This window comes from Novosphingobium sp. (assembly GCF_036820275.1).
Lineage (GTDB): Bacteria > Pseudomonadota > Alphaproteobacteria > Sphingomonadales > Sphingomonadaceae > Novosphingobium.
In genome coordinates this window covers 22,677-45,605 of sequence record NZ_DAISLT010000006.1, presented here as the reverse complement: position 1 = coordinate 45,605, position 22,929 = coordinate 22,677, and the positions used below count along the sequence as shown (strand labels likewise).

The 22,929-nt window shown below is 64.6% G+C and carries 22 protein-coding genes and 1 pseudogene; 15 read left to right on the top strand and 8 right to left on the bottom strand.

Translation table 11 applies throughout. The annotated features are described in order from the left end of the window. Window positions 1-72 precede the first annotated feature (72 nt). From carA to greA, 5 genes are all read left to right on the top strand, one after another. Window positions 73-1,239: a glutamine-hydrolyzing carbamoyl-phosphate synthase small subunit gene (gene carA / locus V7066_RS06695; protein WP_334182299.1), complete on the top strand. Its 1,167-nt coding sequence runs from the start codon at window positions 73-75 to the stop codon at window positions 1,237-1,239. Next, entirely contained in the window at window positions 1,239-1,409 is a 171-nt protein-coding gene (locus V7066_RS06690; protein WP_334182298.1) for a hypothetical protein, read from the top strand. The genes carA and V7066_RS06690 overlap by 1 nt, the downstream gene beginning before the upstream one ends. Then, the gene (locus V7066_RS06685) at window positions 1,406-1,783 is read left to right on the top strand and encodes a hypothetical protein (RefSeq protein ID WP_334182297.1); all 378 of its coding nucleotides are present in this window, start codon (window positions 1,406-1,408) and stop codon (window positions 1,781-1,783) included. Before V7066_RS06690 ends, V7066_RS06685 begins: the two co-directional genes overlap by 4 nt. Window positions 1,784-1,830: 47 nt before the next feature. Next, window positions 1,831-5,154: a carbamoyl-phosphate synthase large subunit gene (gene carB / locus V7066_RS06680; protein ID WP_334182296.1), complete on the top strand. Its 3,324-nt coding sequence runs from the start codon at window positions 1,831-1,833 to the stop codon at window positions 5,152-5,154. 129 nt (window positions 5,155-5,283) lie between these two features. Next, on the top strand, window positions 5,284-5,760 hold the full coding sequence (gene greA, locus V7066_RS06675; protein WP_334182295.1) for a transcription elongation factor GreA: 477 nt from the start codon (window positions 5,284-5,286) through the stop codon (window positions 5,758-5,760). A gap of 85 nt (window positions 5,761-5,845) precedes the next feature. Here the strand turns inward: greA and V7066_RS06670 are convergent, their stop codons facing one another. From V7066_RS06670 to V7066_RS06650, 5 genes are all read right to left on the bottom strand, one after another. After that, window positions 5,846-6,067: a DUF4170 domain-containing protein gene (locus tag V7066_RS06670; protein WP_334182294.1), complete on the bottom strand. Its 222-nt coding sequence runs from the start codon at window positions 6,065-6,067 to the stop codon at window positions 5,846-5,848. A 130-nt stretch (window positions 6,068-6,197) separates the two neighbouring features. Next, window positions 6,198-6,791 carry a hypothetical protein gene (locus V7066_RS06665; protein WP_334182293.1) on the bottom strand — a complete coding sequence of 198 codons (594 nt, stop codon included), beginning with the start codon at window positions 6,789-6,791 and terminating at the stop codon, window positions 6,198-6,200. Beyond that, the gene (locus V7066_RS06660) at window positions 6,778-7,098 is read right to left on the bottom strand and encodes a hypothetical protein (protein WP_334182292.1); all 321 of its coding nucleotides are present in this window, start codon (window positions 7,096-7,098) and stop codon (window positions 6,778-6,780) included. Before V7066_RS06660 ends, V7066_RS06665 begins: the two co-directional genes overlap by 14 nt. Next, window positions 7,099-7,422 carry a phage holin family protein gene (locus V7066_RS06655; protein ID WP_334182291.1) on the bottom strand — a complete coding sequence of 108 codons (324 nt, stop codon included), beginning with the start codon at window positions 7,420-7,422 and terminating at the stop codon, window positions 7,099-7,101. 81 nt (window positions 7,423-7,503) lie between these two features. Then, entirely contained in the window at window positions 7,504-8,016 is a 513-nt protein-coding gene (locus V7066_RS06650) for a hypothetical protein (protein ID WP_334182290.1), read from the bottom strand. A gap of 213 nt (window positions 8,017-8,229) precedes the next feature. Between V7066_RS06650 and eno the strand changes: the two genes are divergently transcribed. After that, window positions 8,230-9,516 carry a phosphopyruvate hydratase gene (gene eno, locus V7066_RS06645; protein ID WP_334182289.1) on the top strand — a complete coding sequence of 429 codons (1,287 nt, stop codon included), beginning with the start codon at window positions 8,230-8,232 and terminating at the stop codon, window positions 9,514-9,516. Between the two features lie 122 nt (window positions 9,517-9,638). Here the strand turns inward: eno and V7066_RS06640 are convergent, their stop codons facing one another. The 3 genes from V7066_RS06640 to V7066_RS06630 all read right to left on the bottom strand — a co-directional run bounded on the left by V7066_RS06640 (window position 9,639) and on the right by V7066_RS06630 (window position 11,385). Beyond that, window positions 9,639-10,205 carry a MarR family transcriptional regulator gene (locus tag V7066_RS06640; RefSeq protein ID WP_334182288.1) on the bottom strand — a complete coding sequence of 189 codons (567 nt, stop codon included), beginning with the start codon at window positions 10,203-10,205 and terminating at the stop codon, window positions 9,639-9,641. Window positions 10,206-10,407: 202 nt separating this feature from the next. Next, entirely contained in the window at window positions 10,408-10,554 is a 147-nt protein-coding gene (locus tag V7066_RS06635) for a hypothetical protein (protein ID WP_334182287.1), read from the bottom strand. A 342-nt stretch (window positions 10,555-10,896) separates the two neighbouring features. Then, a complete protein-coding gene (locus V7066_RS06630; protein WP_334182286.1) occupies window positions 10,897-11,385 on the bottom strand; it encodes a GNAT family N-acetyltransferase in 489 nt (162 codons plus the stop codon). 118 nt (window positions 11,386-11,503) lie between these two features. On the opposite strand from V7066_RS06630, the gene V7066_RS06625 reads away from it, so the two are divergent. The 9 genes and pseudogenes from V7066_RS06625 to V7066_RS06585 all read left to right on the top strand — a co-directional run. Further along, window positions 11,504-11,746: a hypothetical protein gene (locus V7066_RS06625; RefSeq protein WP_334182285.1), complete on the top strand. Its 243-nt coding sequence runs from the start codon at window positions 11,504-11,506 to the stop codon at window positions 11,744-11,746. A 171-nt stretch (window positions 11,747-11,917) separates the two neighbouring features. Further along, the gene (locus V7066_RS06620) at window positions 11,918-13,288 is read left to right on the top strand and encodes a TolC family protein (RefSeq protein ID WP_334182284.1); all 1,371 of its coding nucleotides are present in this window, start codon (window positions 11,918-11,920) and stop codon (window positions 13,286-13,288) included. Continuing rightward, a complete protein-coding gene (locus V7066_RS06615) occupies window positions 13,285-14,313 on the top strand; it encodes an HlyD family secretion protein (protein ID WP_334182283.1) in 1,029 nt (342 codons plus the stop codon). The genes V7066_RS06620 and V7066_RS06615 overlap by 4 nt, the downstream gene beginning before the upstream one ends. Then, window positions 14,310-15,455: an ABC transporter permease gene (locus tag V7066_RS06610; protein WP_334182282.1), complete on the top strand. Its 1,146-nt coding sequence runs from the start codon at window positions 14,310-14,312 to the stop codon at window positions 15,453-15,455. Before V7066_RS06615 ends, V7066_RS06610 begins: the two co-directional genes overlap by 4 nt. Beyond that, window positions 15,452-16,561, top strand: coding sequence for an ABC transporter permease (locus V7066_RS06605; RefSeq protein ID WP_334182281.1), 1,110 nt, complete (start codon window positions 15,452-15,454; stop codon window positions 16,559-16,561). The genes V7066_RS06610 and V7066_RS06605 overlap by 4 nt, the downstream gene beginning before the upstream one ends. Before the next feature lie 84 nt (window positions 16,562-16,645). After that, a complete protein-coding gene (locus tag V7066_RS06600; RefSeq protein WP_334182280.1) occupies window positions 16,646-18,928 on the top strand; it encodes a TonB-dependent receptor in 2,283 nt (760 codons plus the stop codon). 24 nt (window positions 18,929-18,952) lie between these two features. Next, the gene (locus tag V7066_RS06595; protein ID WP_334182279.1) at window positions 18,953-20,587 is read left to right on the top strand and encodes an alkaline phosphatase D family protein; all 1,635 of its coding nucleotides are present in this window, start codon (window positions 18,953-18,955) and stop codon (window positions 20,585-20,587) included. A 163-nt stretch (window positions 20,588-20,750) separates the two neighbouring features. Beyond that, entirely contained in the window at window positions 20,751-22,430 is a 1,680-nt protein-coding gene (acpA, locus tag V7066_RS06590) for an acid phosphatase (protein WP_334182278.1), read from the top strand. A gap of 133 nt (window positions 22,431-22,563) precedes the next feature. Then, window positions 22,564-22,929, top strand: a pseudogene (locus V7066_RS06585) (M20/M25/M40 family metallo-hydrolase); the annotation flags it as partial.

Sequence of the window (22,929 nt, the reverse complement as noted above, 5' to 3'; positions counted from 1 at the left end):
GGTGCACAACCCTGTCTAGCGGGCGGGCCTTAGCACACATTGTCAGAAACGCCGTAAACGGAGCGACCCACCATGGCCGACGCCGCATATACGCTTGCGCCCAAACCTGAAGGGGCGACAGGCGTTCTCGTCCTGAGCGATGGACACGTGGTCTGGGGCCGCGGCTTTGGAGCCGTCGCCGAAGCAGTCGGCGAAGTCTGCTTCAACACCGCGATGACCGGATATCAGGAAGTGATGACCGATCCGTCCTACGCGGGCCAGATCGTCACTTTCACGTTCCCCCACATCGGCAACGTCGGTGTCAACGACGAGGATCTCGAATCCAAGGTCGACGGCGCCGTCGGCTGCGTCGTCCGCGAGGACGTGACGCTGCCTTCGAACTTCCGCTCCGCCGGTGAGTTCGGCGACTGGCTTGCCGCCAAGGGCAAGGTCGGTCTCGCCGGGGTCGATACCCGCGCGCTGACCCGCCGCATCCGCCTGCAGGGCGCACCCAACGCGGTGATCGCCCATAACCCGGCGGGTGAGTTCGACATTCCGGCGCTGATCAAGAAGGCGCAGGAATGGCCGGGCCTGGAAGGCATGGACCTTGCCAAGATCGTCAGCCGTGAAATCCAGGAGGGCTGGGAAGGCTCGACCTGGGAACTCGGCCAGGGCTTCGGTGCCGCCGAGGGTGAAACGCTCCCGCACGTCGTCGCCATCGACTACGGCGCCAAGGACAACATCTTCCGCAATCTGGTGAAGGCCGGCGCGCGCGTGACGGTGGTTCCCGCCGAAACCTCGCTCGATGCCATCCTTGCGCTGGAGCCGGCGGGCGTGTTCCTCTCGAACGGTCCGGGCGATCCGGCCGCGACCGGCACCTATGCCGTGCCCGTCATCAAGTCGCTGCTGGACCGCGACGTGCCGGTCTTCGGCATCTGCCTCGGCCATCAGATGCTCGGCCTTGCGGCCGGTGCCCAGACTTCGAAGATGCACCAGGGTCACCGCGGCGCCAACCACCCGGTGAAGCGCCTGACCGACGGCGTCGTCGAGATCACCTCGATGAACCACGGTTTCGCGGTCGACAACCAGACCCTGCCGGAGAACGTCGAGGAAACGCACGTCTCGCTGTTCGACGGTTCGAACTGCGGTATCGCGATCAAGGGCAAGAAGGCCTTCGGCGTGCAGTATCACCCCGAAGCCAGCCCCGGACCGCAGGACAGCTTCTACCTCTTCGAAAAGTTCGTGGGGATGCTGGCCTGATGGGCGTCACGGGTCGGTTTCTTGCTGCGGCGCTGGCGTCGCACCCCGCATCGGCGATCATTGCCGGTGCGGACCAGCGAGATTTCGACCCGGCATGTCGCTTTGCCTATGCACTGGGGTTCCCGGCCTTCGCGCCGGAAACCCGTGCAAAGCAAGGTGCCATGCAATGACCGCTCTTATCGACCACATGCTCGCTTACTATATTGCCGGACAGGCTGCCGAACTCACGGTTGCGCCGCGGTTCTACCCTTACGGTGAACTGCAGCTCATCTTCGAGGACAAGATCTCGGTAGCCGTTCGCAAGTTCGGCCCCAAGGTGCGCAAGCACGCAAAGGAAGCCGGCAAGGCCTTCATCGACCGGATGCTCGAAACGGGCGCCTGGTCGACGACGGAGGGCGAGTACGGCGGTTCGATGCACCAGTTTCAGGCTGACCGGTTCAAGGCGGTGATCCGCGAGGAACAGGACAGCAACCCGATCATTCTCCAAGCCAAAGCCGAAGGCCCGGATTACTGGGACAAGGCGTTTGGCGAGCTGGTGGCCTAGGCCGCCAGTCCGACATACAAGACACACAGGACACCCCAGGACAGCCCATGCCCAAGCGCACAGACATCTCCTCGATCCTCGTCATCGGCGCCGGCCCGATCATCATCGGCCAGGCCTGCGAATTCGACTATTCGGGGACGCAGGCGATCAAGGCGCTCAAGGAAGAGGGCTACCGGGTCATCCTGGTGAACTCGAACCCGGCCACGATCATGACCGATCCGGACATGGCCGACGCCACCTATGTCGAGCCGATCACCCCGGAAGTGGTCGCCAAGATCATCGAGAAGGAGCGCCCGGATGCGGTGCTCCCGACGATGGGCGGCCAGACCGCGCTGAACTGCGCGCTGGCGCTGTTCAACGACGGCACGCTGGAGAAGTTCGGCGTGCAGATGATCGGCGCCGACGCCGATGCCATCGACAAGGCCGAGGATCGCCAGCGTTTCCGCGACGCGATGGACAAGATCGGCCTCAATTCGGCCCGCTCGGGCGTGGCCCACACCATGGACGAAGCCTTCGCGGTGCTGGAGCGCACCGGCCTGCCCTCGATCATCCGCCCGAGCTTCACCATGGGCGGCACCGGCGGCGGCATCGCCTACAACAAGGCCGAGTTCGAGACGATCGTCCGCTCGGGCCTCGATGCCTCTCCCACCACCGAAGTGCTGATCGAGGAATCGCTGCTCGGCTGGAAGGAGTATGAGATGGAGGTCGTGCGCGACAAGCACGACAACTGCATCATCATCTGCTCGATCGAGAACGTCGATCCGATGGGCGTCCACACGGGCGACTCGATCACCGTCGCCCCGGCGCTGACGCTGACCGACAAGGAATACCAGATCATGCGCAACGCCTCGATCGAGGTGCTGCGCGAGATCGGCGTCGAGACCGGCGGTTCGAACGTGCAGTTCGCGGTCAATCCGAAGGACGGCCGCCTGATCGTCATCGAGATGAACCCGCGCGTCTCGCGTTCCTCGGCCCTCGCATCGAAGGCCACCGGCTTCCCGATCGCGCGCGTCGCGGCGAAGCTGGCCGTCGGCTACACGCTCGACGAGATCATGAACGAGATCACCGGCGCCACGCCGGCCGCGTTCGAGCCGACCATCGACTACGTCGTCACCAAGATCCCGCGCTTCGCCTTCGAGAAGTTCAAGGGCGCCAAGAACGACCTCACCACCGCGATGAAGTCGGTCGGCGAAGTCATGGCGATCGGCCGCAACATCAAGGAATCGATGCAGAAGGCCCTGCGCGGCCTCGAAACCGGTCTCGACGGTTTCAACCGCGTGGTCGAGCTGGAAGGCGCGGGCCGCGATGTGATCACCGCTGCGCTGTCGAAGGCGACGCCGGAACGACTGCTGCATGTCGCGCAGGCCTTCCGCGAAGGCTTCACGGTCGACGAGATCCACGCGATCGCGCACTACGACAAGTGGTTCCTGCGCCACATCGAAGAGATCATCGCTGAAGAAGCGAATGTCATGAAGCATGGCCTGCCGGTCGATGCGCAGGGTCTGCGCCGCCTGAAGGCCATGGGCTTCTCGGACAAGCGCCTTGCCACGCTCGCCGTGCGCTCGGTCGGCGTCGCGGGCGGCATGGGCGAGACCCAGGCCAAGCGCTCGGGCCTGCTGCACGACGCGCTGCTCGCCATGGCCGGTGCCACCAGCGAGGACGAAGTGCGCAAGCTGCGCACCAAGCTGGGCGTCCACCCGGTGTTCAAGCGCATCGACTCCTGCGCGGCCGAGTTCGAGGCGGTGACGCCTTACATGTACTCGACCTACGAAGCTCCGATCTTCGGTGAGCCCGAGAACGAGGCGAATCCGTCCGAGCGCAAGAAGGTCGTGATCCTCGGCGGCGGTCCCAACCGCATCGGCCAGGGCATCGAGTTCGACTATTGCTGCGTCCACGCCTGCTTCGCGCTGTCCGAGGCCGGCTACGAGACCATCATGGTCAACTGCAACCCCGAGACCGTCTCGACCGACTACGACACCTCGGACCGCCTCTACTTCGAGCCGCTCACCGGCGAGGACGTGCTGGAAATCCTGCGCGTCGAACAGTCGAAGGGCGAACTCGTCGGCGTGATCGTCCAGTTCGGCGGCCAGACCCCGCTGAAGCTGGCGCAGACGCTGGAAGATGCCGGTATTCCGATCCTCGGCACTTCGCCCGACGCGATCGACCTTGCCGAAGACCGCGAGCGTTTCTCGGCTCTTGTCGAGAAGCTGGGCCTCAAGCAGCCGGCCAACGGCATTGCCCGCAGCCGTGACGAAGCCGTCGCCGTCGCCAACCGCATCGGCTATCCGGTTCTCATGCGTCCCAGCTACGTGCTCGGCGGTCGTGCGATGGAAATCGTCGACAGCGAGCAGCAGCTTGACGACTACATCACCACTGCCGTGCAGGTTTCCGGCGACAGCCCCGTGCTGATCGACCAGTATCTGCGCGATGCCGTCGAGTGCGACGTCGATGCGCTTTGCGACGGCGAGCAGGTCGTCGTGGCCGGTGTCATGCAGCACATCGAGGAAGCGGGCATCCACTCCGGCGACAGCGCCTGCACCCTGCCGCCTTACAGCCTCCCGGCCGAGATCATCGCCGAGATGGAACGCCAGGCGGAAGCGCTGGCCTTCGGTCTCAGCGTGCGCGGCCTGATGAACATCCAGTTCGCGGTGAAGGACGGCGAGGTCTACCTTATCGAGGTCAACCCGCGCGCTTCGCGTACCGTGCCGTTCGTCGCCAAGGCGCTCGGTCAGCCGGTCGCCAAGATCGCCAGCCGCGTGATGGCGGGCGAAAAGCTCTCCGACTTCCCGCCGTTCAAGCGCGACCTGCCGTACATGGCGGTCAAGGAAGCGGTATTCCCGTTCGCGCGCTTCCCCGGTGTCGATCCGGTGCTGAGCCCCGAAATGAAGTCGACCGGCGAAGTCATGGGCCTCGATGCCGACTTCCCGCGCGCCTTCCTCAAGGCCCAGCTCGGCGCCAGCATGCGCCTGCCCGACAGCGGCACGGTGTTCGTGTCGGTGAAGGACAGCGACAAGGCCGTGATCCTGCCCGGCGTCCAGACGCTGGTGAAGGAAGGCTTCAGGATCGTCGCAACGGCGGGCACCCACAAGTACCTGACCGAAGCCGGCGTTCCGGTGGAACTGGTGAACAAGGTGGCGGAAGGCCGTCCGCACATCGTCGACAAGATCGTCGACGGCGAAATCGCGCTGATCTTCAACACCACAGAAGGCTGGCAGAGCCTCAAGGACTCGCAGTCGATCCGCGCATCGGCGCTGACCGGCAAGATTCCCTACTTCACGACTGCAACCGCAAGCGTCGCTGCTGCACAGGCAATTTCCGCCTTGCGCGGGACCCAACTTGAAGTGCGTTCGTTGCAGGATTACTATAGCTAAAATCGATCTAGCCTCCCCACATCGCTGCGGATCGGCCCCGTCCCAGGGAATACCCCGAGGGACGGGACAGGAAACTAGTCTCCTCCGACTGGTTTCGCGTGCGGGGAGGCAGCAGGAAGGAAGTAATTGATGGCCAGTATCGAAAAGCTCCCCATGCTCGCCGAGGGGTATGAGAAGCTGACCGCCGAGATCAAGGCGCTGCGCGAAGAGCGCCCCCGGATCGTCGATGCGATCGAGGAAGCGCGTGCGCATGGCGATCTCTCTGAAAATGCCGAGTATCACGCGGCAAAGGAACGCCAGGGCCAGGTCGAGGCGTCGATCGCCGACCTGGAAGACAAGATCACGCGCGCCCAGATCGTCGATCCGGCCACGCTGACGAGCGACAAGATCATCTTCGGGGCGACGGTGACGCTGCTCGACGAGGACGACAAGCCGGTGAAGTACCAGATCGTCGGTCCTTACGAGGCGGATGCCCGTATCGGCCGGATCAGCTACAACTCGCCGCTCGGCAAGGCGCTGATCGGCCGCAAGGTCGAGGAAGAAGTGGAAGTCACCGTTCCGGCGGGCGACAAGTTCTACCTGATCGAGAAGATCGAGTTCATCTGAGCCGATTTTTCGGGTTTCAGGCAAAAGAAAAGGCCGGCATTTCTGCCGGCCTTTTTCGTTTCCGCCGTTTTCCGGCGAAAGAAGCTCAGGCTTCCGACTGGTCGGGCTGAAGCAGGCGGTGCAGGTGCACGATCACGTACTTCATCTCGGCATCGTCGACGGTGCGCTGAGCGGACGAGCGCCATGCATCTTCGGCCGAAGCGTAATCGGGGTAGACGCCGACGAGATCGAGTTCGTTGAGATCGGCGAATTCAAGGCTGCGGGGGTCTTTGACCCGGCCGCCCATCACAAGGTGAAGCTTCTGCATGGGACCGCTTTCGTGAGTGGGAAGAAAGATGCCGGTCCCATACGTTTTGACAGGTTGCAGGGCAAGAGCGGATCGCGCAGGCGATCCGCTCTCATTTCTGATATTGATTCTCAGTTGCGATAAGCCGAATTCAGTGCGGCAGGCGTTGAGCTAGCCCGCTGACGATCCCGGCGATGCGATGGGAGCCGGAACTGGCGGTTTCACTGGCATTCTTGCCGATCTTCTGGGCCTGGTGAGCAGCGATTTCACCCGCCTCGCTCACACGCTTGGCCGAGGCGCGACCCAGGGCACTTGCAGCAGCCAGCGCCGCCATGCCGTATTTTTCAAGTCGCTCTGCGGCCAGTTCGCCGCTTTTCTCGGCGCGGTCGGCGATCGTGCCGGCCTGCTTGCGCGCACCATGGCTGAGGTCGTGGACCTTTTCGGCCGCTTCCTTGCCGAAGAGGGCGGTTGCCGCCCCGGCAGCCTCTGCGAGATGGGCGCCCTTCGAGAGACCGCGCGATAGCACGCCGCGGGTGAGGCGGCGGGGCAGCAGGGCGCTGACGAGCACGCCCGCGGCGACACCGCCGGCTACGACCAGCACGGGGTGGCTCTTCACGAAGGCGACGACCTTTTCCGAAGGGCGCGGCTCTGCCTTCGCCGCATTGAGAGCCACCACTTGCCCGGTGTTCGCACCGCTGGCGGAGGTTTCGGGGATCTTGTGGGTGGTCGGTTCAGTCTTGCTCACCGTCGGACTCCTTCGGATGTCGGCCGGAACCGAACAGGCGTTCGATCCCGGCGATGATCGGGTTACGCAGAAGCCAAAGCACCAGCGCGGTGAAGGTTCCGCCGACCGCGACGGGATGTTCCTCCACGACGGCGACTGCTTCGTCGAGCATGTCGGCCGCCTGCTCCACGGCTTCGTCGAGAATGCGGCCCGTCAGGCCGCGCACCTCGAAATCTGCCTTGAGCGCGCCGTAGCGGGCGTCGAACACCGCCTTCGCGACATCGCGGGCCGCGCGATCCGCGGCGAGTTGCCGGGCGAGGGCGCTCATTTACGCATCCTCCCTATTGGAAAGCAGGGCCAGCATCCGTTTCACGCGCGAGCGCGCCGAAACCGCCATGATGGCTGCGACGACCAGCACTCCGGCGGGAACGACGATCATCGCCAGCCATGGTCCGATTAGCGTACCGAGCGCGATGACGAGGCCCAGCACCAGCGCCACGACCGCCAGCAGAACGAGAACCACGGCGCCGATGCCCAGCACTGCGATCGAACGGGTCTCTGCCCCCACGAAGGCGGCGCGGGTCTTCTGATAGGCCAGTTCAGCCTGTGCGAATGTGCGCGCCTCGCCCATGAGCAGGCGCACGTCTTCCATGAGCGAAAGGTCCTCCCCCTCCGCGGGGGGAGGGGGCAGGGCGGCTTGGGTGTCGAGCATCGTGATGCGAACGATAGGCGATCAGCTGCTCTTCTTGAACAGGCGGGCGATCAGGAAGCCCGCCGCCGCCGCCATGCCGACTGCGGCCACAGGGCTGCGACGCACGAACTCCTTCGCTTCCTCGCCCAGTTCGTCGAGCGATTTCTCGTCGAGCTTGGTGGCGGTGTCGGCAAGCGACTTCGATGCCGTGCGGGCGTAATCGCCGTACTTCTCACCGGCTTTTTCGTCGATCAGGCCGGCATTGTCGTCGATCAGCTTCGAAAGCCCGACGATCGCCTGGCTGGCCTTGGCCTTGCCCTGATTGGCAAGATCGGCGGCCTTGACCTTGGCGTCGTCGGCAAAGGCGCTGGCCTTGGCCTTGGCATCGTCCGAACGGACTTTCGCCTCGTCCGACCATTCGCCCTTGGTCTGGCTGAGCTTTTCGTGGCAGCTGTCGGCCATGGCGAGAACGCCGGCCTTGGCCTCGTCCACCGCCTTGCTGAAGTGGCTCTTCGCGTTGTCGGTGCCGTTTCCGGTGCTAGTCGTCTCGGACATTGCAGATTCCTTCCTTGCTTGCCGCTGCGCCACATTCGCCGCGCCATATTGACTTGTGTCTAGGCGATTAGCGCCAAGAGTAACACAACTTGTCGTCGAAATGGCAACGCAACTTGTCAGGCGTAGTTCCCCTGCTAAGACGCCGAACGAGAAGACGCTTCATGCGTCTCGGGGCTCGCCCGATGGCTCAGCTTGCAGGAGGATTATCCCTTTATGACCGCGATTATCGATATCCACGGCCGCGAAATTCTCGACAGCCGAGGCAATCCCACCGTCGAAGTCGATGTTCTTCTCGAAGACGGCAGCTTCGGACGCGCAGCGGTTCCCTCGGGCGCCTCGACCGGCGCGCATGAAGCCGTGGAACTGCGTGACGGCGACAATTCGCGCTATCTTGGCAAGGGCGTGCTCAAGGCCGTCGATTCCGTCAACGGCGATATTGCCGAAGCCCTCGTGGGCATGGACGCCGAAGATCAGCGCGATCTCGACCTCGCGATGATCGAACTCGACGGCACCGAGAACAAGGGCCGCCTGGGCGCCAACGCCATCCTCGGCGTCAGCATGGCGGCGGCGAAGGCGGCTGCCAATGCGCGCGGTCTGCCGCTCTATTCCTACGTCGGCGGTGTTTCGGCGCATGTCCTGCCGGTGCCGATGATGAACATCATCAACGGCGGCGAGCATGCCGACAACCCGATCGATTTCCAGGAATTCATGATCATGCCGGTCGGCGCCGATTCGATCGCCGAAGCGGTGCGCTGGGGTTCGGAAATCTTCCACACGCTGAAGAAGGGCCTGCACGAAAAGGGCCTGGCTACCGCCGTGGGTGACGAGGGCGGCTTCGCACCGAACCTTGCCAGCACCCGCGACGCGCTGGACTTTATCATGGCCTCGATCGAAAAGGCCGGTTTCAAGGCGGGTTCGGAAATCCAGCTTGCGCTCGACTGCGCTTCGACCGAGTTCTTCAAGAACGGCAAGTACGAGATCAGCGGTGAGGGCCTGAGCCTCGATCCGGTGGCCTTTGCCGACTACCTGGCCGACCTCACCGAAGCCTATCCGATCGTGTCGATCGAAGACGGCATGGGCGAAGACGATTTCGAGGGCTGGAAGGCGCTGACCGACAAGATCGGCCACAAGGTCCAGCTCGTCGGCGACGATCTCTTCGTAACCAACCCGAAGCGCCTGACCATGGGCATCGAGAAGGGCCTGGCCAACTCGCTGCTGGTGAAGGTCAACCAGATCGGCACCCTGACCGAAACGCTGGAAGCCGTCTCGATCGCCCAGCGCAGCGGCTACACCGCCGTGATGTCGCACCGTTCGGGCGAGACCGAGGACGCGACGATCGCCGACCTCGCCGTCGCCACCAACTGCGGCCAGATCAAGACCGGCTCGCTCGCGCGTTCGGACCGGCTTGCCAAGTACAACCAGCTCATCCGCATCGAGGAAGAACTGGGCAAGGCCGCGCGTTACGCCGGTGCTTCGGCTTTCGGTCGCCTCTCGCGCTGAGAAAGTAGCCGGTAACGGCAAGAAAAGACCCGGTCTCCTTACGGAGGCCGGGTCTTTTTTCGTCCGGAAGAGAAGTCGGGCAGCCGGTCGTCGTCGCATTCCCGCTTGCCCGATTACCCCCCTTATCGCGCTGCCAGGACCCCGGGGCGGGGGGCGTCGAGCAGCACCACGGAACGGGATGCGGAGGCGAAGTGTTCGAGCATCGCCGCGTAGCCCCGCGCGCTCAGCTTGACGTAGACGCGCCGGGCATCGCCGGGGTCGGCCTCGCGGACGAGAAGGCTCTGCTTTTCGAGGATGGTGATCCAGCGCAGGGCGGTGGTGGACGGCACGGCGGAGCCGATGCAGGCGCTCGTCACGGAGACGCGCCGCCGTTCCTTTGCGGCGATGAACAAGTCCAGCAGGATGTCCCAGGCCGGTTCGCCGAAGAGGTCTTCCGACTGGAAGATCTTGGTGCGGCGGCGGCGGTCCTCGTAAGTCTGGCGGGCCAGTTCCACCCAGATCGGGTGATCCTGACCGGCGGGCGCCCTGCCGCTTTCGCGTGCTTCCACCGGAATGCCGATATCCGCCAGGTGCGTGGCGACGCTTGATCCGATTTCGAGTTCGCGGGCCATCGCAAGAAGTTCGTTGGCGATACCGATCAGGCGAATGGCCTTCGCCCGATTGCACGTGGACTGATCGCTTTTCTCCATAAACAGTGCCGCCAATGCTTACCTGAAAAGTAGATCGCGGCATCATAATGGGACGCGGCACGATTTTGTTCGCAGGTGTTACTCCCCTTGTTCATAAACCTGGTTCGGAAACATTGCCGATGAAGCGATGATTTTCGAAAGCTGTAAAAGTTCGTGAACAGGGTATGGATACCCACACTAGGGCGGTGCCGTCTCGCGCAGGTTAGTCCGGTTTGGAGCGAGTTTGCTCGATTGTGCAATGAGAGCGCAGGGACTCGATGGCGGCCTGAAGGTGGGCCGCGGCGACGTAGGCACCCATTTCCTCAAGTTCTTCCAATTTCGTGTCGAGTTCGCCGATCAGTTGAGTCATGCTTGCGTCCCTATCCACTTTATCGTTCTCCGGCAGGCGAATAAGGATCTCGCCTGGGTATGATCGGCCATAACGCAACAAATCCGACCTTCGGCAATGAATAGAGGTGGTTTGTTCCGTGAATGATCCAATTTCGATCAATATCGGATTCATCGATGGATGTTACAGAATTTTCATCGCTTCGTTGAAATTATATTTTTATTGTCCTACTTGTGGACGGCCTGTGAAATATTCCCGGTATGGATGGTGAACTTCGATCTGAGTATTTTTACTTATTCGGGTCGTTGGGGCGGCAGCTTGTCGTTAAGCGTGGTTGAGCAATCGGATCATGCATAACCCCCTTCAGAGCGGGCGCACGAGCATCCTTGCTTCGGGGCCGTAGCCCTTGGCCGGATCGAGCAGCCCGTCGCCGAGCAGGTCGAAGCCCTGCTTTTCCCAGAAGCCATGGGCGTCCCCCACGGCGATCAGCACCACGCGGGAAAGCCCACGCGCCTTGGCCTCGTCCAGCGCGATCCGCACGGCCTCGCCTGCAAAACCCCGTCCGCGCGTGGAAGCGCCAAGGGCGAGGTCGTGCAGGAAGTAGCAGTCGAACGGTTCGGCAAGGCCAGTCATCGGCTGGTCTATCACCGGCGGGCGGTCCTGCCGACCGGGGTGCGAGACGAGGTAACCGGCGACCTTGCCGTCATCCCCTTCCAGTACGTGGCAGCCGGACGGGTAATGCCGGAAGCAGGCGGCGAAGACCTCCGCGTTCTCGGGGTAGTCGAGGTGGACGATGTCCGCCACGTTCGCCACATGAGCCACGTCGTCTTCGCGCATTTCCCGCCAGTGCATCGTCTTGCCGTTCCCTCAATTCGCGCCGGATGGTGCAGCATCTGCTGCGCGGGTTCCCCGGCCTCAACCGGCGCGGATCCGGCCGCCGATGAAATCGGCGGTGTCTTGCAGTAGTCAGATGAAGTCGTCCACCTTGGTCATCGCGCCCACCGGGATCGCCGAGGCGGCCGAGCAGTCCGTGAGTCCGTTCGCCGGCATTGGAAAGCATCAGGTTGTTCATGGAAGTGGGGATGAAACGGGTCCTGCTCCTATCGCGGAAATTCGCGATCCGATTTGCCCGGCCATGGACTGGAAAATCGATCGAAATTGCTTTTCGTTCAAAGGGAAATATGTAATCCGTTGCAGGTCCCACTTCTGGTGAACCATGAGCGCTGGCAGCGATTTTCGAAATCGAACTGTAATCGGCTGGGCCGGTATCTTCGCGATTCTGGCTTGCTGTCCGATCTCTGCTTTTGCACAGGAGCTTGGTAGAGAACCTGTTCAGGACGAGAGTATCCCCGCTGCGCTGTCTTTCGATGCAGCCCGCCAGCGGTTGGACCGCGTATCTTCCGCGTTGGGTGCCGCTTCGGACGAGTTGAGCGCGGCGGAATCCACCGCCCATGCGTTCAAGGCGCTGAACCGCCCGGTCGTGTCCACTTCGGTCTCGGTGATCTCCTATCAGAAGTCGCTTTCTGTCGACCTGACGGGGCAAAAGGACAGCTTCAGCAATGCCGCCGGCCAGTTCCTCGAAGGTCTGCCCGGAGAGTTTCCGGCGGAGTTCTCGGGGATCGTTCAGCAAGTGACCGGGCGCGTCGGCGAGGCGCTTCCCGGACTGCTCTCGCAGAACCCGGACGAACTCGATTTCCGCGCGCGGCAGACGGTGATCCGGCCCAATGTCACGGCCGTCATGCCGCTTTACTCGGGCGGTGCGATCCCGGCGATCCAGCACGGGGCCGAGGCGGGAGCGGAGCTGGCGCGCGCCAAACAGGCGGGCGCGCAGGACCTGTCGCAAGTGCGGCTGGTGCAGAGCTATTTCGGCCAGCAACTGGCAGCGGCGCTGCTCGTTTCCGCCACCGGCACGCGCGATGCTTTCGACAGACATCTCGCCAATGCCCAGGCCCTGTTCCGGGAGGGCGTGATCCCCCGTTCACGCGTTCTGGAAGTGCAGGTGGCGCGCGATGCTGCGCAGCGCGCGCTTGAACGCGCACGCATGGAAGAGCGCAATGCCTCGGATTCGCTGGCCCGCCTGCTTGATGCGAGTGGCGGAGTCACGCCGACGACGCCGCTTTTCGTGAACGGCAACGGCCTTGAACCTTTGGACGATTTCCTGGCCAGCGCGACCTCGCCGGGGCAGCCGCAGATGCGCGCGGCGGAAGCGACGCGCCATCTTGCCGGTTCCGGCGTCGATCTGGCCAAGTCGCGCATGAGGCCGCAGGCCTTTGCGTTCGGATCGTACAATTTCAACCGCAGCGATGCGATCCCGGTCGATCCGGACTGGATCGTCGGCCTCGGCCTGCGCTTTACTCTTTTGTCCAACATCGACCGGCGCGACACGCTCGATGCGGCGCGCTCGCGGCAGAGCGCAGCGGAAAATGCTGCGCGGGATACGCAGAAGACCATCGAGATCGAGACGAGCCGCGCTTACAATCTGGTCGAGACTGCACGCCGCTCCTTCCTGCTGCTGGACAGCAACATGAAGGCTGCCGAGGAGAACCTGCGCGTTCACGAAATCGGGTTTCGCGAGGGCGAGGATACGGCCAGCCAGCTGATCGATGCGCGCAATGTGCTTTCGCTCGCCCAGACACAGCGGATCGCGTCCGCCTACGAATATGTCGTCGCGCTATCGGCCTTGCTGGCCGCCAGCAACCGGGGCGACAGCTTTCGCGACTATCTCCTCCGTCCCGACAGGATCACCGCACCATGAGCGAAGTCGAGCAGCCGCCTCCGGTCGTGCCGCCGGTGGCTGAAGCGCGCGGCAGGTTTCGCCTGCTGGTGGCGGGACTGGTGCTGCTGGCGGTTCTTCTGCTTGCAGGATTGTGGATCGCGGCGCGGCCCGCACCGGACCAGTTGCAGGGCATGGTCGATGCGGACGAGGTCAACGTGGCCACCAAGGTGCTGGCGCGCGTCGAGCGCTTGCTGGCGGAGGAAGGCGCCACGGTGACGGCGGGAACCGTGCTGGCGGTGCTCACCAGTCCCGAGGTCGACGGAGGACGTCAGCAGGCGCAGGGCGTGCTCGCGGGCGCCGAGGCCATGCGCAATCTTGCCGATAGCGGCGCCCGCAAGGAGGATGTGGAGTCGCTCCGCGCGGTCTGGCAGGCCGCACAGGCGGGCGCCGACCTAGCCGCCGTCACTGCGCGGCGGGCGGACAATCTCTACGCGGAAGGCGTGATCGCCGCCCAGCGCCGCGACGAGGCGCGTGCCGCGCGCGAAGCGAGCGCTCGTCAGGCGGAGGCCGCGAAGCTGCAATATCTGAAGGCCCGGTCCGGCGCGCGTGCGGAGGAGAAGGCGGCCGCACAGGCCCAGGTCCAGGTGGCGAAGGGCGGGCTTTCCATTGCCGATGCGCTCGGTGCCGAAAAGACGCTGGTAGCGCCGATCGGCGGCGAAGTGGTTCGGCGGCTGGCCGAGCCGGGCGAGATCGTCGCACCGGCGGTTCCGGTGTTCCAGATCGTCGACACGGCGCATCCCTGGGTTTCGCTGAACATCCGCGAAGACCAGTTCAATTCGCTGCGGAAAGGTCAGGAGCTTGCTGGAACCGTCCCGGCGCTGGGGAACCGCAAGGTCCGGTTCCGCGTGACCTATATCAGCCCGCAAGGCGACTTCGCGACATGGCGGGCGACGCGGCAATCCTCGGGGTTCGACGTGCGCAGTTTCGAGGTGAGGCTCCATCCCGCCGAGGCGGTGACGGGGCTGCGCCCCGGCATGAGCGTGCTGTTCGACTGGCCGCAATGACGCCCGCCCACTTCGGTTTCGGTAAAGCCCTGCGCCGCGAAATCGGCCATCTGCAAAGGGATCGCTGGGACCTGGCGATGCTCACGCTGTTTCCGGGGCTGGCGATCCTGATCGTGGCGGCCATGTTGATCGCCGGTGTCCCGCGCGCCTTGCCGATCGCGGTGGTGGACGAAGAAAACGGCACCCTCAGCCGCGCGATCGTCCGCGGGGTGGATGCCAGTCCGGCGGTCTCGATTACCGAACGACCGGAAACGATGGTGGAGGCCGAGCGACTGGCGCGCGCCGGGCAGGTCTGGGCGATCCTGCGTATCCCGCGCGGCGTGGGCGATGGGCCGGAGCGCGCGACCACCCCGGCGATCCAGATCTTCTACAATGCCTCGTTCCTGACGATCGGCGGCAGTGCGGAATCGGGTATCCGCTCGGCAGTGGACGCGGTGCTGATCGAACGCGGACTGGACGCGGCGCGGGCGAGGGGGCTTCCGGCCATCCGCATCCGCCCGCCCGTGGTTCAGGCTACCGTCCTGTTCAATCCCCAGGCCAGCTTCGAATGGTATTTGCAGGCGCTGATCCAGCCTGCCGTGCTGCACCTGCTGACCGGTTGCGTTGCCGTGATGGCCATGGGACGCGAGTTGCAGGGGCGCTCGCTTGCGGGCTGGAAAGCCGCGACCGGAGGAGGCCTTGCCGCGCTTGCCGGAAAGCTCGCGCCTTACGTCGCGGCGATCTCGATCTGGGGCATGGTCTGGATGATCTGGCTCGTCGGGATTCGCGGCTGGACGATGAACGGCAGCCTGCTCCTGACCCTGGCGGCGCAGAGCCTGCTCTTTGCCGGAACCTCGGCGATCTCCGCGCTGCTGGTGATCGCGGTGCGCAAGCCGAGCTTCGCCTTCTCCGCCACCGCGCTCTATGCGGGTTCGGCACTTGCCTATTCCGGAGGAACCCTGCCGCTGAACGGCGGATCCGGTTTTGCACGCGGCTGGAGCGAGGCTTTGCCGTTTACCCATTACCTCCGCCTGCAGATGGATCAGTTCCTTGGCGCGCCGGTCTCCGTCGCGCTGCCGCAACTGGCCGTGCTGTCGCTCTATCTGGTGGTGCCGCTGGGTCTCTGCCTGCTCCTGCTGCGCCGGGCGGAGCCGGTGGAATGACGTTCGCGCAAGGCTTCGCTTCGGTCTTCAGGGCCGTGCTTTCCACTTTCGCCGTGGCCTCGATCGTCGTCCTGGCCGTGGTGCTCTACGGCTTCTATTACCCGGCGCCCTATGCGCAGCAGACCGCGCGCCAGCTTCCGGTCGTGGTGGTGGACGAGGAACGCAGCGATCTGACCCGCGCTCTGGTGCGCAGGCTGTCGGACTTGCGGGAAGTGCGCATAGTGTCGGAGGCGGATTCGATCCGCACTGCCGAGCAGCAGGTCCGGAGCCGCGAGGCAGACGGCGTCCTTCTGCTGCCGAGGGGCTTGACCCGCAGCCTGCTCACCGGCGCGCCGGGCGGCGGGATCGGCATCTGGGTCAACGGCACCTATCTGATCCGGGCCAGGGACATCGGCGGGGCCGTTCAGAACGCAGCGCTGGCCGTAGCCGCCGAGCGGCTGGGACCATTGGCCCAGGGGCTGCATCTGCGCGCGCCCATCGCTGTGGTCGAACGGCCGCTGTTCAACACACGGGAAGGCTATGCCGACTATGTCTTCCCGGCCGTTGCGGCGATCATCCTGCAGCAGACGCTGCTGTTCGGCACGGCCATGCTGGCGGCGGCGCAGACGGCGAGGGTCCGTGAAGGCAAGGCAGCGCCGCTCTCGCCGCCGGGCTTTCTCGGCGTATGGAGCGCGCTGGGACTGATCGGCTGCCTGGCGGCCATGTTCTATTTCGGCTGGATATTCTGGTATCAGGACGTGCCCCGTGCCGGGAATGTGGCGGCACTGTTCCTTGCCGTCCCGCTCTTCGCCGCCGCCGTTTCGGCGCTGGGCCTGTTGCTCGGGAGCCTGTTCGACAGCGCCGAGCGTGCCTTGCAGGTGCTGATCCCGACCTCGATCGTCCTGTTCTTCCTGGCCGGTGCGGCCTGGCCCCTGTCCTCCATGCCCGGTTGGGTAGCGGGCCTGGCCCACCTCTCGCCCGCGACATTCGGTGCGCAGGCCTTCGTGCGCCTCAACGAGATGGGCGCCAGCCTTGGAGAAGTCGCACCGCAACTCGCGGGACTTGTCGTGCTAGGCCTGGTCTACGGGGCTGCGGCGGCATGGCGCCTCACGAAGTCAGCGGCATAAAACCGTCACGGTAACGCCATCCAACCTTCATCTGCCGGGCGTACCCCGCCGAGCCGTAAGCGCATTGGCTCAGGGGAAACGGCAATGAAATTCGGTACTTGCGTCGCAACTCTACTCGCAGGTTCGGCCCTCGCAGGGCTTCCCGCGGCAGTCCACGCAGCCGAGGCGGAAAGCGCCGAAAGCACCGATCCGAACGCCATCATCGTCACCTCGCAGAAGATCGAGCAACGGGCGGTGGATGTGCCCATCACGCTCTCGGTCCAGACCGGCGAGCGCATGCGCGAACTGGGCGTGACCGATATCGGCGAACTGTCGAACTACGTTCCGGGCCTCAATGTCCAGGTGCAGAGCGCCAACAACCCCGGCTTCGTCATTCGCGGCATCACCTCGGACAGCGGTTCTGCCCAGCAGGGGCCGCGCGTCACGCTCTACTATAACGGCATCGACATTTCGCGCTCGCGCGGCGCCTATCAGGGCATCTACGATCTCGACCGCGTGGAAGTGGTGAAGGGACCGCAGGCAACCCTCTTCGGCACGGCGGCCACGATCGGCGCGATCAGCTTCGTTTCGGCCAAGCCCGAGGCAGGCACTTCGGCCTCGCTGACCGGTGCCTACGGCAACCTCGACGCCACCCGCATCGAAGGCTTCGTGAACGCGGGCAACGACGTGATCGCCGCGCGCATCGCCGGGCAGTGGAAGAAGCGCGACGGCTATATCGAGAACCTCGCGCCGGGGCAGGACGATCTCTACGCGCAGGACCAGCTCGGTCTGCGCGGGTCGCTGCGCTACACGCCGAGCAGCGATTTCACGGCGGACCTCGTCTTCACTTACGATCGCCAGCGTAATTCCGGCACGCCGTTCCTGTCGAAGAACCTCGGTTCGACCTCGGTGGAGGGACTTTATGACGCGGCCTACCTCGGCGGCTCGCCGCTGTCCGGGCAGCTTCTGGGCTCCGACAAGCTGGGTCTCGACCGCGACGTCTACGATGCCAACCTGACGCTGGGTTGGGATTTCGCGGACGGCTGGAACTTCACCACCGTCAACGGCTATCGCCATTTCGACGCTCTGGAAGTCTTCGATGCAGATGGTTCCGCTGCCTGGTTCCTCGAATTCGCGGAACATGCCAAGGGCTGGCAGGCCAGTCATGAGGGCCGCTTCACCTATAGCGACCCGAAGTGGCGCGCCTCGTTCGGGTGGAACTACTTCATCGAGGATTCCTCGCAGTACGTTCCGTTCTCGACCGAACTCGGCACGTTCCTTCAGTGCTATGCCAATGTCATTCCCGGTCTCGGCTGCGTCGCGCCGAACAACAGCGTGCCCGCTTCGGCGACTGCTGGGCTGGTCAGCGGCGGTTTGCTGACGTCGCTGCCCTATTCGAGCTGGACGAAGAACTACGGCCGCAACCAGACCTGGTCGATGTTCGGCGATGTCAGCTGGACCCCCGTTCCGGCTCTGGAAGTGACCGCCGGCGCGCGCGTGCTGATCGAGAAGCGCCGGTCGGGATATGCGTCCAACCAGCCGGTTGCGCCGATCTACGGCGCGATCCTGCTGCCGTTTCCCGACACTGCGGGCGAGATCGTCCAAGCGCGTCGTTCCTATGCGGCGGTGCTGCCCCGCCTCAACGCGCTCTATCGCCTGACGCCGAACCTCAATCTCTACGCCACGATCTCCAAGGGACGGCGTTCCCCGGTCGTGCAGCTTCCCAACGCGCTCAATACCGTGGCCTTCGCGGACGAGATCGCTTCGGAAACGGTGTGGAACTACGAGGCGGGCATCAAGGGCTCGGTCGGCATGTTCTCCGGCTCGCTGGGGGTCTATTACGACAAGTACGACAACTTCCAGGTCTCGGTGATCGAAAACGGCCGGGCCGTTACCCGCAGTGCCGGTACGGCGTCCAACCTCGGCGTCGAGGCGGAACTGGAAGCGCGCTTCACCGACTGGCTGAGCGCCTTCGGAAACGTCGGCTTCATCAGCGGCGGTATCGACGACAAGGCATCGAACGGCGTCTTCGCGGGCAACCAGTTCCGCCTTCAGCCCAAGTGGCAGTGGGCCGCCGGGTTCAACCTCAATCTCCCCGTCACTCAGAACACCAGCGTGTTCCTGACCCCCAGCGTGACCTACCGCAGCAAGATCTACTTCGAGATCCCCAACAGCGAGGCGATCAGCCAGAGCCCGGTTACGCAGGTCAACCTTCGCGGCGGCGTCTCGCTGATGGACGGCAAGTTCCAGGTCGCCGGCTATGCCCGCAACCTGACCGACAAGAAGTACCTGCTCGACGCGGGCAACACCGGCGGTTCGTTCGGCTACCCGACCTTCATCCCGGCCGAGCCGCGCACTTACGGCATCGAGATCACCGCGCGCTACTGACCCGATCAGACCCAAGGAAAATCCATGACTCTTCAACTCGACCGCCGCCTGCTGCTCCAGGCGGGCGCCTTCGGTCTCGCCGCGCTCTCGACGCCGGGCGTCGCCCAGATCCTCACCGCGCGCGGCTTCACGCACGGCGTGGCGAGCGGCGAGCCGGCGGCCAACTCGGTGCTGCTCTGGACCCGCTATGTCGGCAGCGGCGATACGAAGCTGCGCTGCGAGGTCTCGGCAGACGAGAGCTTCCGCAAGGTGGCGGGCGGCGGCGAGGTCGTCGCCTCGCCCGCGCATGACAGCTGCGCCAAGCTGGTGGTCTCCGGCCTCACTCCCGGCCAGTGGTACTTCTACCGCTTCATCGCGCCGGACGGCACCAGGAGCGAAGTGGGCCGCACCCGCACGCTGCCGGTGGGCGAGGTCGACCGCTTCGGCATCGGTCTGTTCTCCTGCTCGAACATGCCGTTCGGCTGGTTCAACGCCTATGCCCATGCCGCCGCGCGCGACGATCTCGACCTGATCGTCCATGTCGGTGACTACTTCTACGAGTACGAATACGGGCACTATCCCGACAATCCGATGGCGGGCCGTCCGATCGAACCGCAGAACGAAACGGTGTCGCTTGCCGACTACCGCCTGCGCTTCGCCAGCTATCGCCTCGATCCGGACCTGCGCCGCATTCACCAGCGCTTCCCGATGATCGCGCAGTGGGACGACCACGAATTCGCCAACGACACCTGGAAGGGCGGCGCGGAGAACCACCAGCCCGACAAGGAAGGCGAATGGTCGGTGCGCCGGGCGGCGGCCGAAAAGGCCTATCGCGAGTGGATGCCGGTATCGGACGCCCTCTACGACAGCTTCCAGATCGGTTCGCTGGCCACGCTGTTCCGCCCCGAGACCCGCGTGAGCGAGCGCATGGAGCAGCTCGATTTCGGCGCGGTGATAGCTGGCGCGGCAAAAGGCGGGCAGGCGGAAATCGCCAAGGCTCTGGTGCAGTTCCGCGACGGGCCGTGGATGTCCTCCGACCGCACGCTGATGGGCGCAAAGCAGGAAGCCTGGCTCTCCAAGGGGCTGGCGGATTCCGTGAAGTCCGGCACGCGCTGGCAGGTTCTGGCACAGCAGGTCGTCATGGGTTCGCTCAAGGCGCCGCCGCAGATGGCGGATCTCGTTCCGGCAAGCGGCGATCCCAAAGTGCGTCAGGCGCTCATGGCCATCGCGGGTGCTTCGCAAGTGGGCTTGCCGTTCAACATGGACTCGTGGGACGGCTATCCTGCCGCACGCGAACGCCTGTTGCGCGCGGCCCGTCAGGCCGATTGCAACCTCGTGGTCCTCGCCGGTGACAGCCACAATGCCTGGGGCAGCGAGCTTTCGGTCGATGGCACGGCGGCGGGTGTCGAATACGCGGGACACTCGGTCACGTCGCCCGGCTACGAGGCCTATCTTCCCTCGGTGCCGCCTGCCGATCTCGCCAAGGCACTGCGCGGCGCCAATCCGGGGCTCGCTTATGCGGATACCAGCCGCCGCGGCTATGTATCCCTGCAAATGACGCCGGAGCAGGTCCGCGGCGAGTGGCACTTCGTGGGCACGATCGCGCAGCGCACCACGGCGGGAACGACAAGCGAAGGCCTGTCGGTGAACTGGAACGAGCGCCGCTTCGCCAAAGCCTGAACCTTTCGGACATCATGGGTGGGCGTCCCGAGTTCTCGGGGCGCCCATTTCGCGTTCGGAGCGTGCATGGCGCTTGCTTGCGATGATACAAAATATCCTAAACGGTTGACGCGCCTCCGCCGGGACAGCAAACAGCCGGAAATATATCTCCCAAGGAACTCCCATGACCGACTCCGATCTCCCCGAACCGCAGGCCGAAAACGCGGCCGTGCGCCCGGACCGCCGCGACTTCCTCGGCGGTCTCGCCGCCGCGATCGGTGCCGCTGCCGTTGCCGGTGGTGCAACGGAAAGTGCCGAGGCGCGCCCTGCCAGGGGTTCGTCTTCGCGCCCGGTCAGCGATGCCAGGCTGCGCGAGGCGATCGACACGGTCGTCGTGATCTTCGCGGAAAACCGCAGCTTCAACAATCTCTTCGCCGATTTCCCCGGTCTCCAGCAGCCGCTGGCCGAAGTCCCCGCCGAGCGTACCCGCCAGCGCGACCGCGACGGCAAGGTCATGGAGCGCCTGCCGAAGATCTGGGAAGGTCTGGTCCCCAGCAAGCAGGTGGTCGAGCACACCGAATACCTGATCGGCCCGGACGACATCGCGCCGCTGCCGAACGCGCCTTTTGCGCTCAAGACGCCCGAGGGCGATCCGCTGCCGCATGGCCTCGTCACTCGCGATCTCGTCCATGCGTTCTACCACAACCAGATGCAGATCAACGGCGGCGCCAACGACCAGTTCGTGGCCTGGGGCGACAGCGGCGGCCTGGTCATGGGCCACTATGGCGACATGCGCGCGCAGCTTCGCACGTGGCAGATCGCGCGCGAGTTCACGCTCTGCGACAACTTCTTCATGGGCGCGTTCGGTGGTTCGTTCCTCAACCACCAGTACCTGATTGCCGCGCAGCCGCCGTTCTATCCGGATGCGGACAAGAGCCCGGCCGCCAAGCGCATCGCCAAGCTTGAAGGCAGCGACCCCAAGGGCACGCGTCTCAAGCTGGACCCCAAGACGCCCGCCAGCGCGCTCGACGGTCCGGCGGTGTTCGGCCCCAACACGCTCTCGCCGGACTTCTGGGCTGTCAACACGATGCTGCCGCCCTATGCGCCGACTTACGAACTCGATGCGACGAAGCCCGGCTATGCCAATGCGGACAGCGCTCATACGCTGGTGCCGCAGCAGCACAAGACCATCGGCGACATGCTCTCGGCCAAGGGCGTGGACTGGGCCTGGTACGCGGGCGGCTGGGACGCGGCGCTGGCAGGAAACATGAACGACGCTTCGTTCCCCTCGCGCCCGAACTTCCAGCCGCATCACCAGCCGTTCAACTATTACGACCGCTTCGCCCCCGGCACCGCCGACCGCGCGAAGTTCCTGCGCGACGGCGGCGAGGGCAGCACCGCGCGCACCAACAAGTTCCTGGCCGATGCCGAGGCGGGCAAGCTTCCGGCGGTTAGCTATTACAAGCCGCAGGGCAATCTCAACATGCATGCCGGCTACTCGGACATCGATGCGGGAGACCGCCATATCGCCGCCGTCATCGACGGCCTGCGGGCCAGCCCGCAGTGGGAGAAGATGCTGGTCGTCATCACCTTCGACGAGAACGGCGGCTGGTGGGATCACGTATCGCCGCCGAAGGGCGACCGCTGGGGACCGGGCACGCGTATTCCGGCGGTCATCGTTTCGCCCCATGCGAAGAAGGGCGCAGTCGACCACACGATCTACGATACCGGCTCGATCGCCCGCTTCCTCACCCGCCGTTTCGGGCTGGAAAAGCTGGAGGGCCTGAAGATGCGCGAGGACGCGATGGTCGCAGCGGGCGGCGTGGCGCCGGGCGACCTCACGGGAGCGCTCGATCTGGCCTGAGCCACGCTTAAACAGGTGCGTCTGTCCCCCGATTGCGACAATGTGTCTGGCCGGAACCGATTCTCCATCGGTTCCGGCCAGACATAAATTTCGGATCGCACTAATTCTTCAAATTTCAGGGGGCAGAACATTCATGCGGATAATCGCATCCACCGTCTTCACGCTCGGCACCATTCTCGCGATGTCCACCGGAGCCCATGCTGCGCCCAAGGCCTATCCCGAGGCCGAGAAGCAGGTTCTCGAAATTTCGAAGCAGGCCATCGCGCTGCGCTCGGTCGAAGGTGAGGGCAACCAGACGCAGCAGGTCGCGGAACTCTTCCGGAAAGAACTGCTCGCAAACGGCTGGGACGCCCGGGACATCGATATCGTTCCGCACAAGGACACTGCCTACCTGATCGCCACCTGGCCCGGCAGCGATCCCTCACTGAAGCCGCTGGTGGTCTCGGCGCATATGGACGTGGTGGAGGCCAAGGCCGCCGACTGGGAGCGCGATCCGTTC

Excerpts from the sequence above, each read along its gene's own strand:
- V7066_RS06685 (WP_334182297.1), top strand. The coding sequence starts at position 1,406 with ATGACCGCTCTTATCGACCACATGCTCGCTTACTATATTGCCGGACAG.
- V7066_RS06610 (WP_334182282.1), top strand. The coding sequence starts at position 14,310 with ATGACGCCCGCCCACTTCGGTTTCGGTAAAGCCCTGCGCCGCGAAATC.
- V7066_RS06660 (WP_334182292.1), bottom strand. The coding sequence starts at position 7,098 with ATGAGCGCCCTCGCCCGGCAACTCGCCGCGGATCGCGCGGCCCGCGAT.
- V7066_RS06670 (WP_334182294.1), bottom strand. The coding sequence starts at position 6,067 with ATGCAGAAGCTTCACCTTGTGATGGGCGGCCGGGTCAAAGACCCCCGC.
- V7066_RS06595 (WP_334182279.1), top strand. The coding sequence starts at position 18,953 with ATGACTCTTCAACTCGACCGCCGCCTGCTGCTCCAGGCGGGCGCCTTC.
- V7066_RS06635 (WP_334182287.1), bottom strand. The coding sequence starts at position 10,554 with ATGACTCAACTGATCGGCGAACTCGACACGAAATTGGAAGAACTTGAG.
- V7066_RS06605 (WP_334182281.1), top strand. The coding sequence starts at position 15,452 with ATGACGTTCGCGCAAGGCTTCGCTTCGGTCTTCAGGGCCGTGCTTTCC.
- V7066_RS06640 (WP_334182288.1), bottom strand. The coding sequence starts at position 10,205 with ATGGAGAAAAGCGATCAGTCCACGTGCAATCGGGCGAAGGCCATTCGC.
- V7066_RS06655 (WP_334182291.1), bottom strand. The coding sequence starts at position 7,422 with ATGGAAGACGTGCGCCTGCTCATGGGCGAGGCGCGCACATTCGCACAG.
- eno (WP_334182289.1), top strand. The coding sequence starts at position 8,230 with ATGACCGCGATTATCGATATCCACGGCCGCGAAATTCTCGACAGCCGA.
- greA (WP_334182295.1), top strand. The coding sequence starts at position 5,284 with ATGGCCAGTATCGAAAAGCTCCCCATGCTCGCCGAGGGGTATGAGAAG.
- carB (WP_334182296.1), top strand. The coding sequence starts at position 1,831 with ATGCCCAAGCGCACAGACATCTCCTCGATCCTCGTCATCGGCGCCGGC.
- V7066_RS06600 (WP_334182280.1), top strand. The coding sequence starts at position 16,646 with ATGAAATTCGGTACTTGCGTCGCAACTCTACTCGCAGGTTCGGCCCTC.
- V7066_RS06625 (WP_334182285.1), top strand. The coding sequence starts at position 11,504 with ATGAAGTCGTCCACCTTGGTCATCGCGCCCACCGGGATCGCCGAGGCG.
- carA (WP_334182299.1), top strand. The coding sequence starts at position 73 with ATGGCCGACGCCGCATATACGCTTGCGCCCAAACCTGAAGGGGCGACA.
- V7066_RS06650 (WP_334182290.1), bottom strand. The coding sequence starts at position 8,016 with ATGTCCGAGACGACTAGCACCGGAAACGGCACCGACAACGCGAAGAGC.
- acpA (WP_334182278.1), top strand. The coding sequence starts at position 20,751 with ATGACCGACTCCGATCTCCCCGAACCGCAGGCCGAAAACGCGGCCGTG.
- V7066_RS06615 (WP_334182283.1), top strand. The coding sequence starts at position 13,285 with ATGAGCGAAGTCGAGCAGCCGCCTCCGGTCGTGCCGCCGGTGGCTGAA.
- V7066_RS06630 (WP_334182286.1), bottom strand. The coding sequence starts at position 11,385 with ATGCACTGGCGGGAAATGCGCGAAGACGACGTGGCTCATGTGGCGAAC.
- V7066_RS06690 (WP_334182298.1), top strand. The coding sequence starts at position 1,239 with ATGGGCGTCACGGGTCGGTTTCTTGCTGCGGCGCTGGCGTCGCACCCC.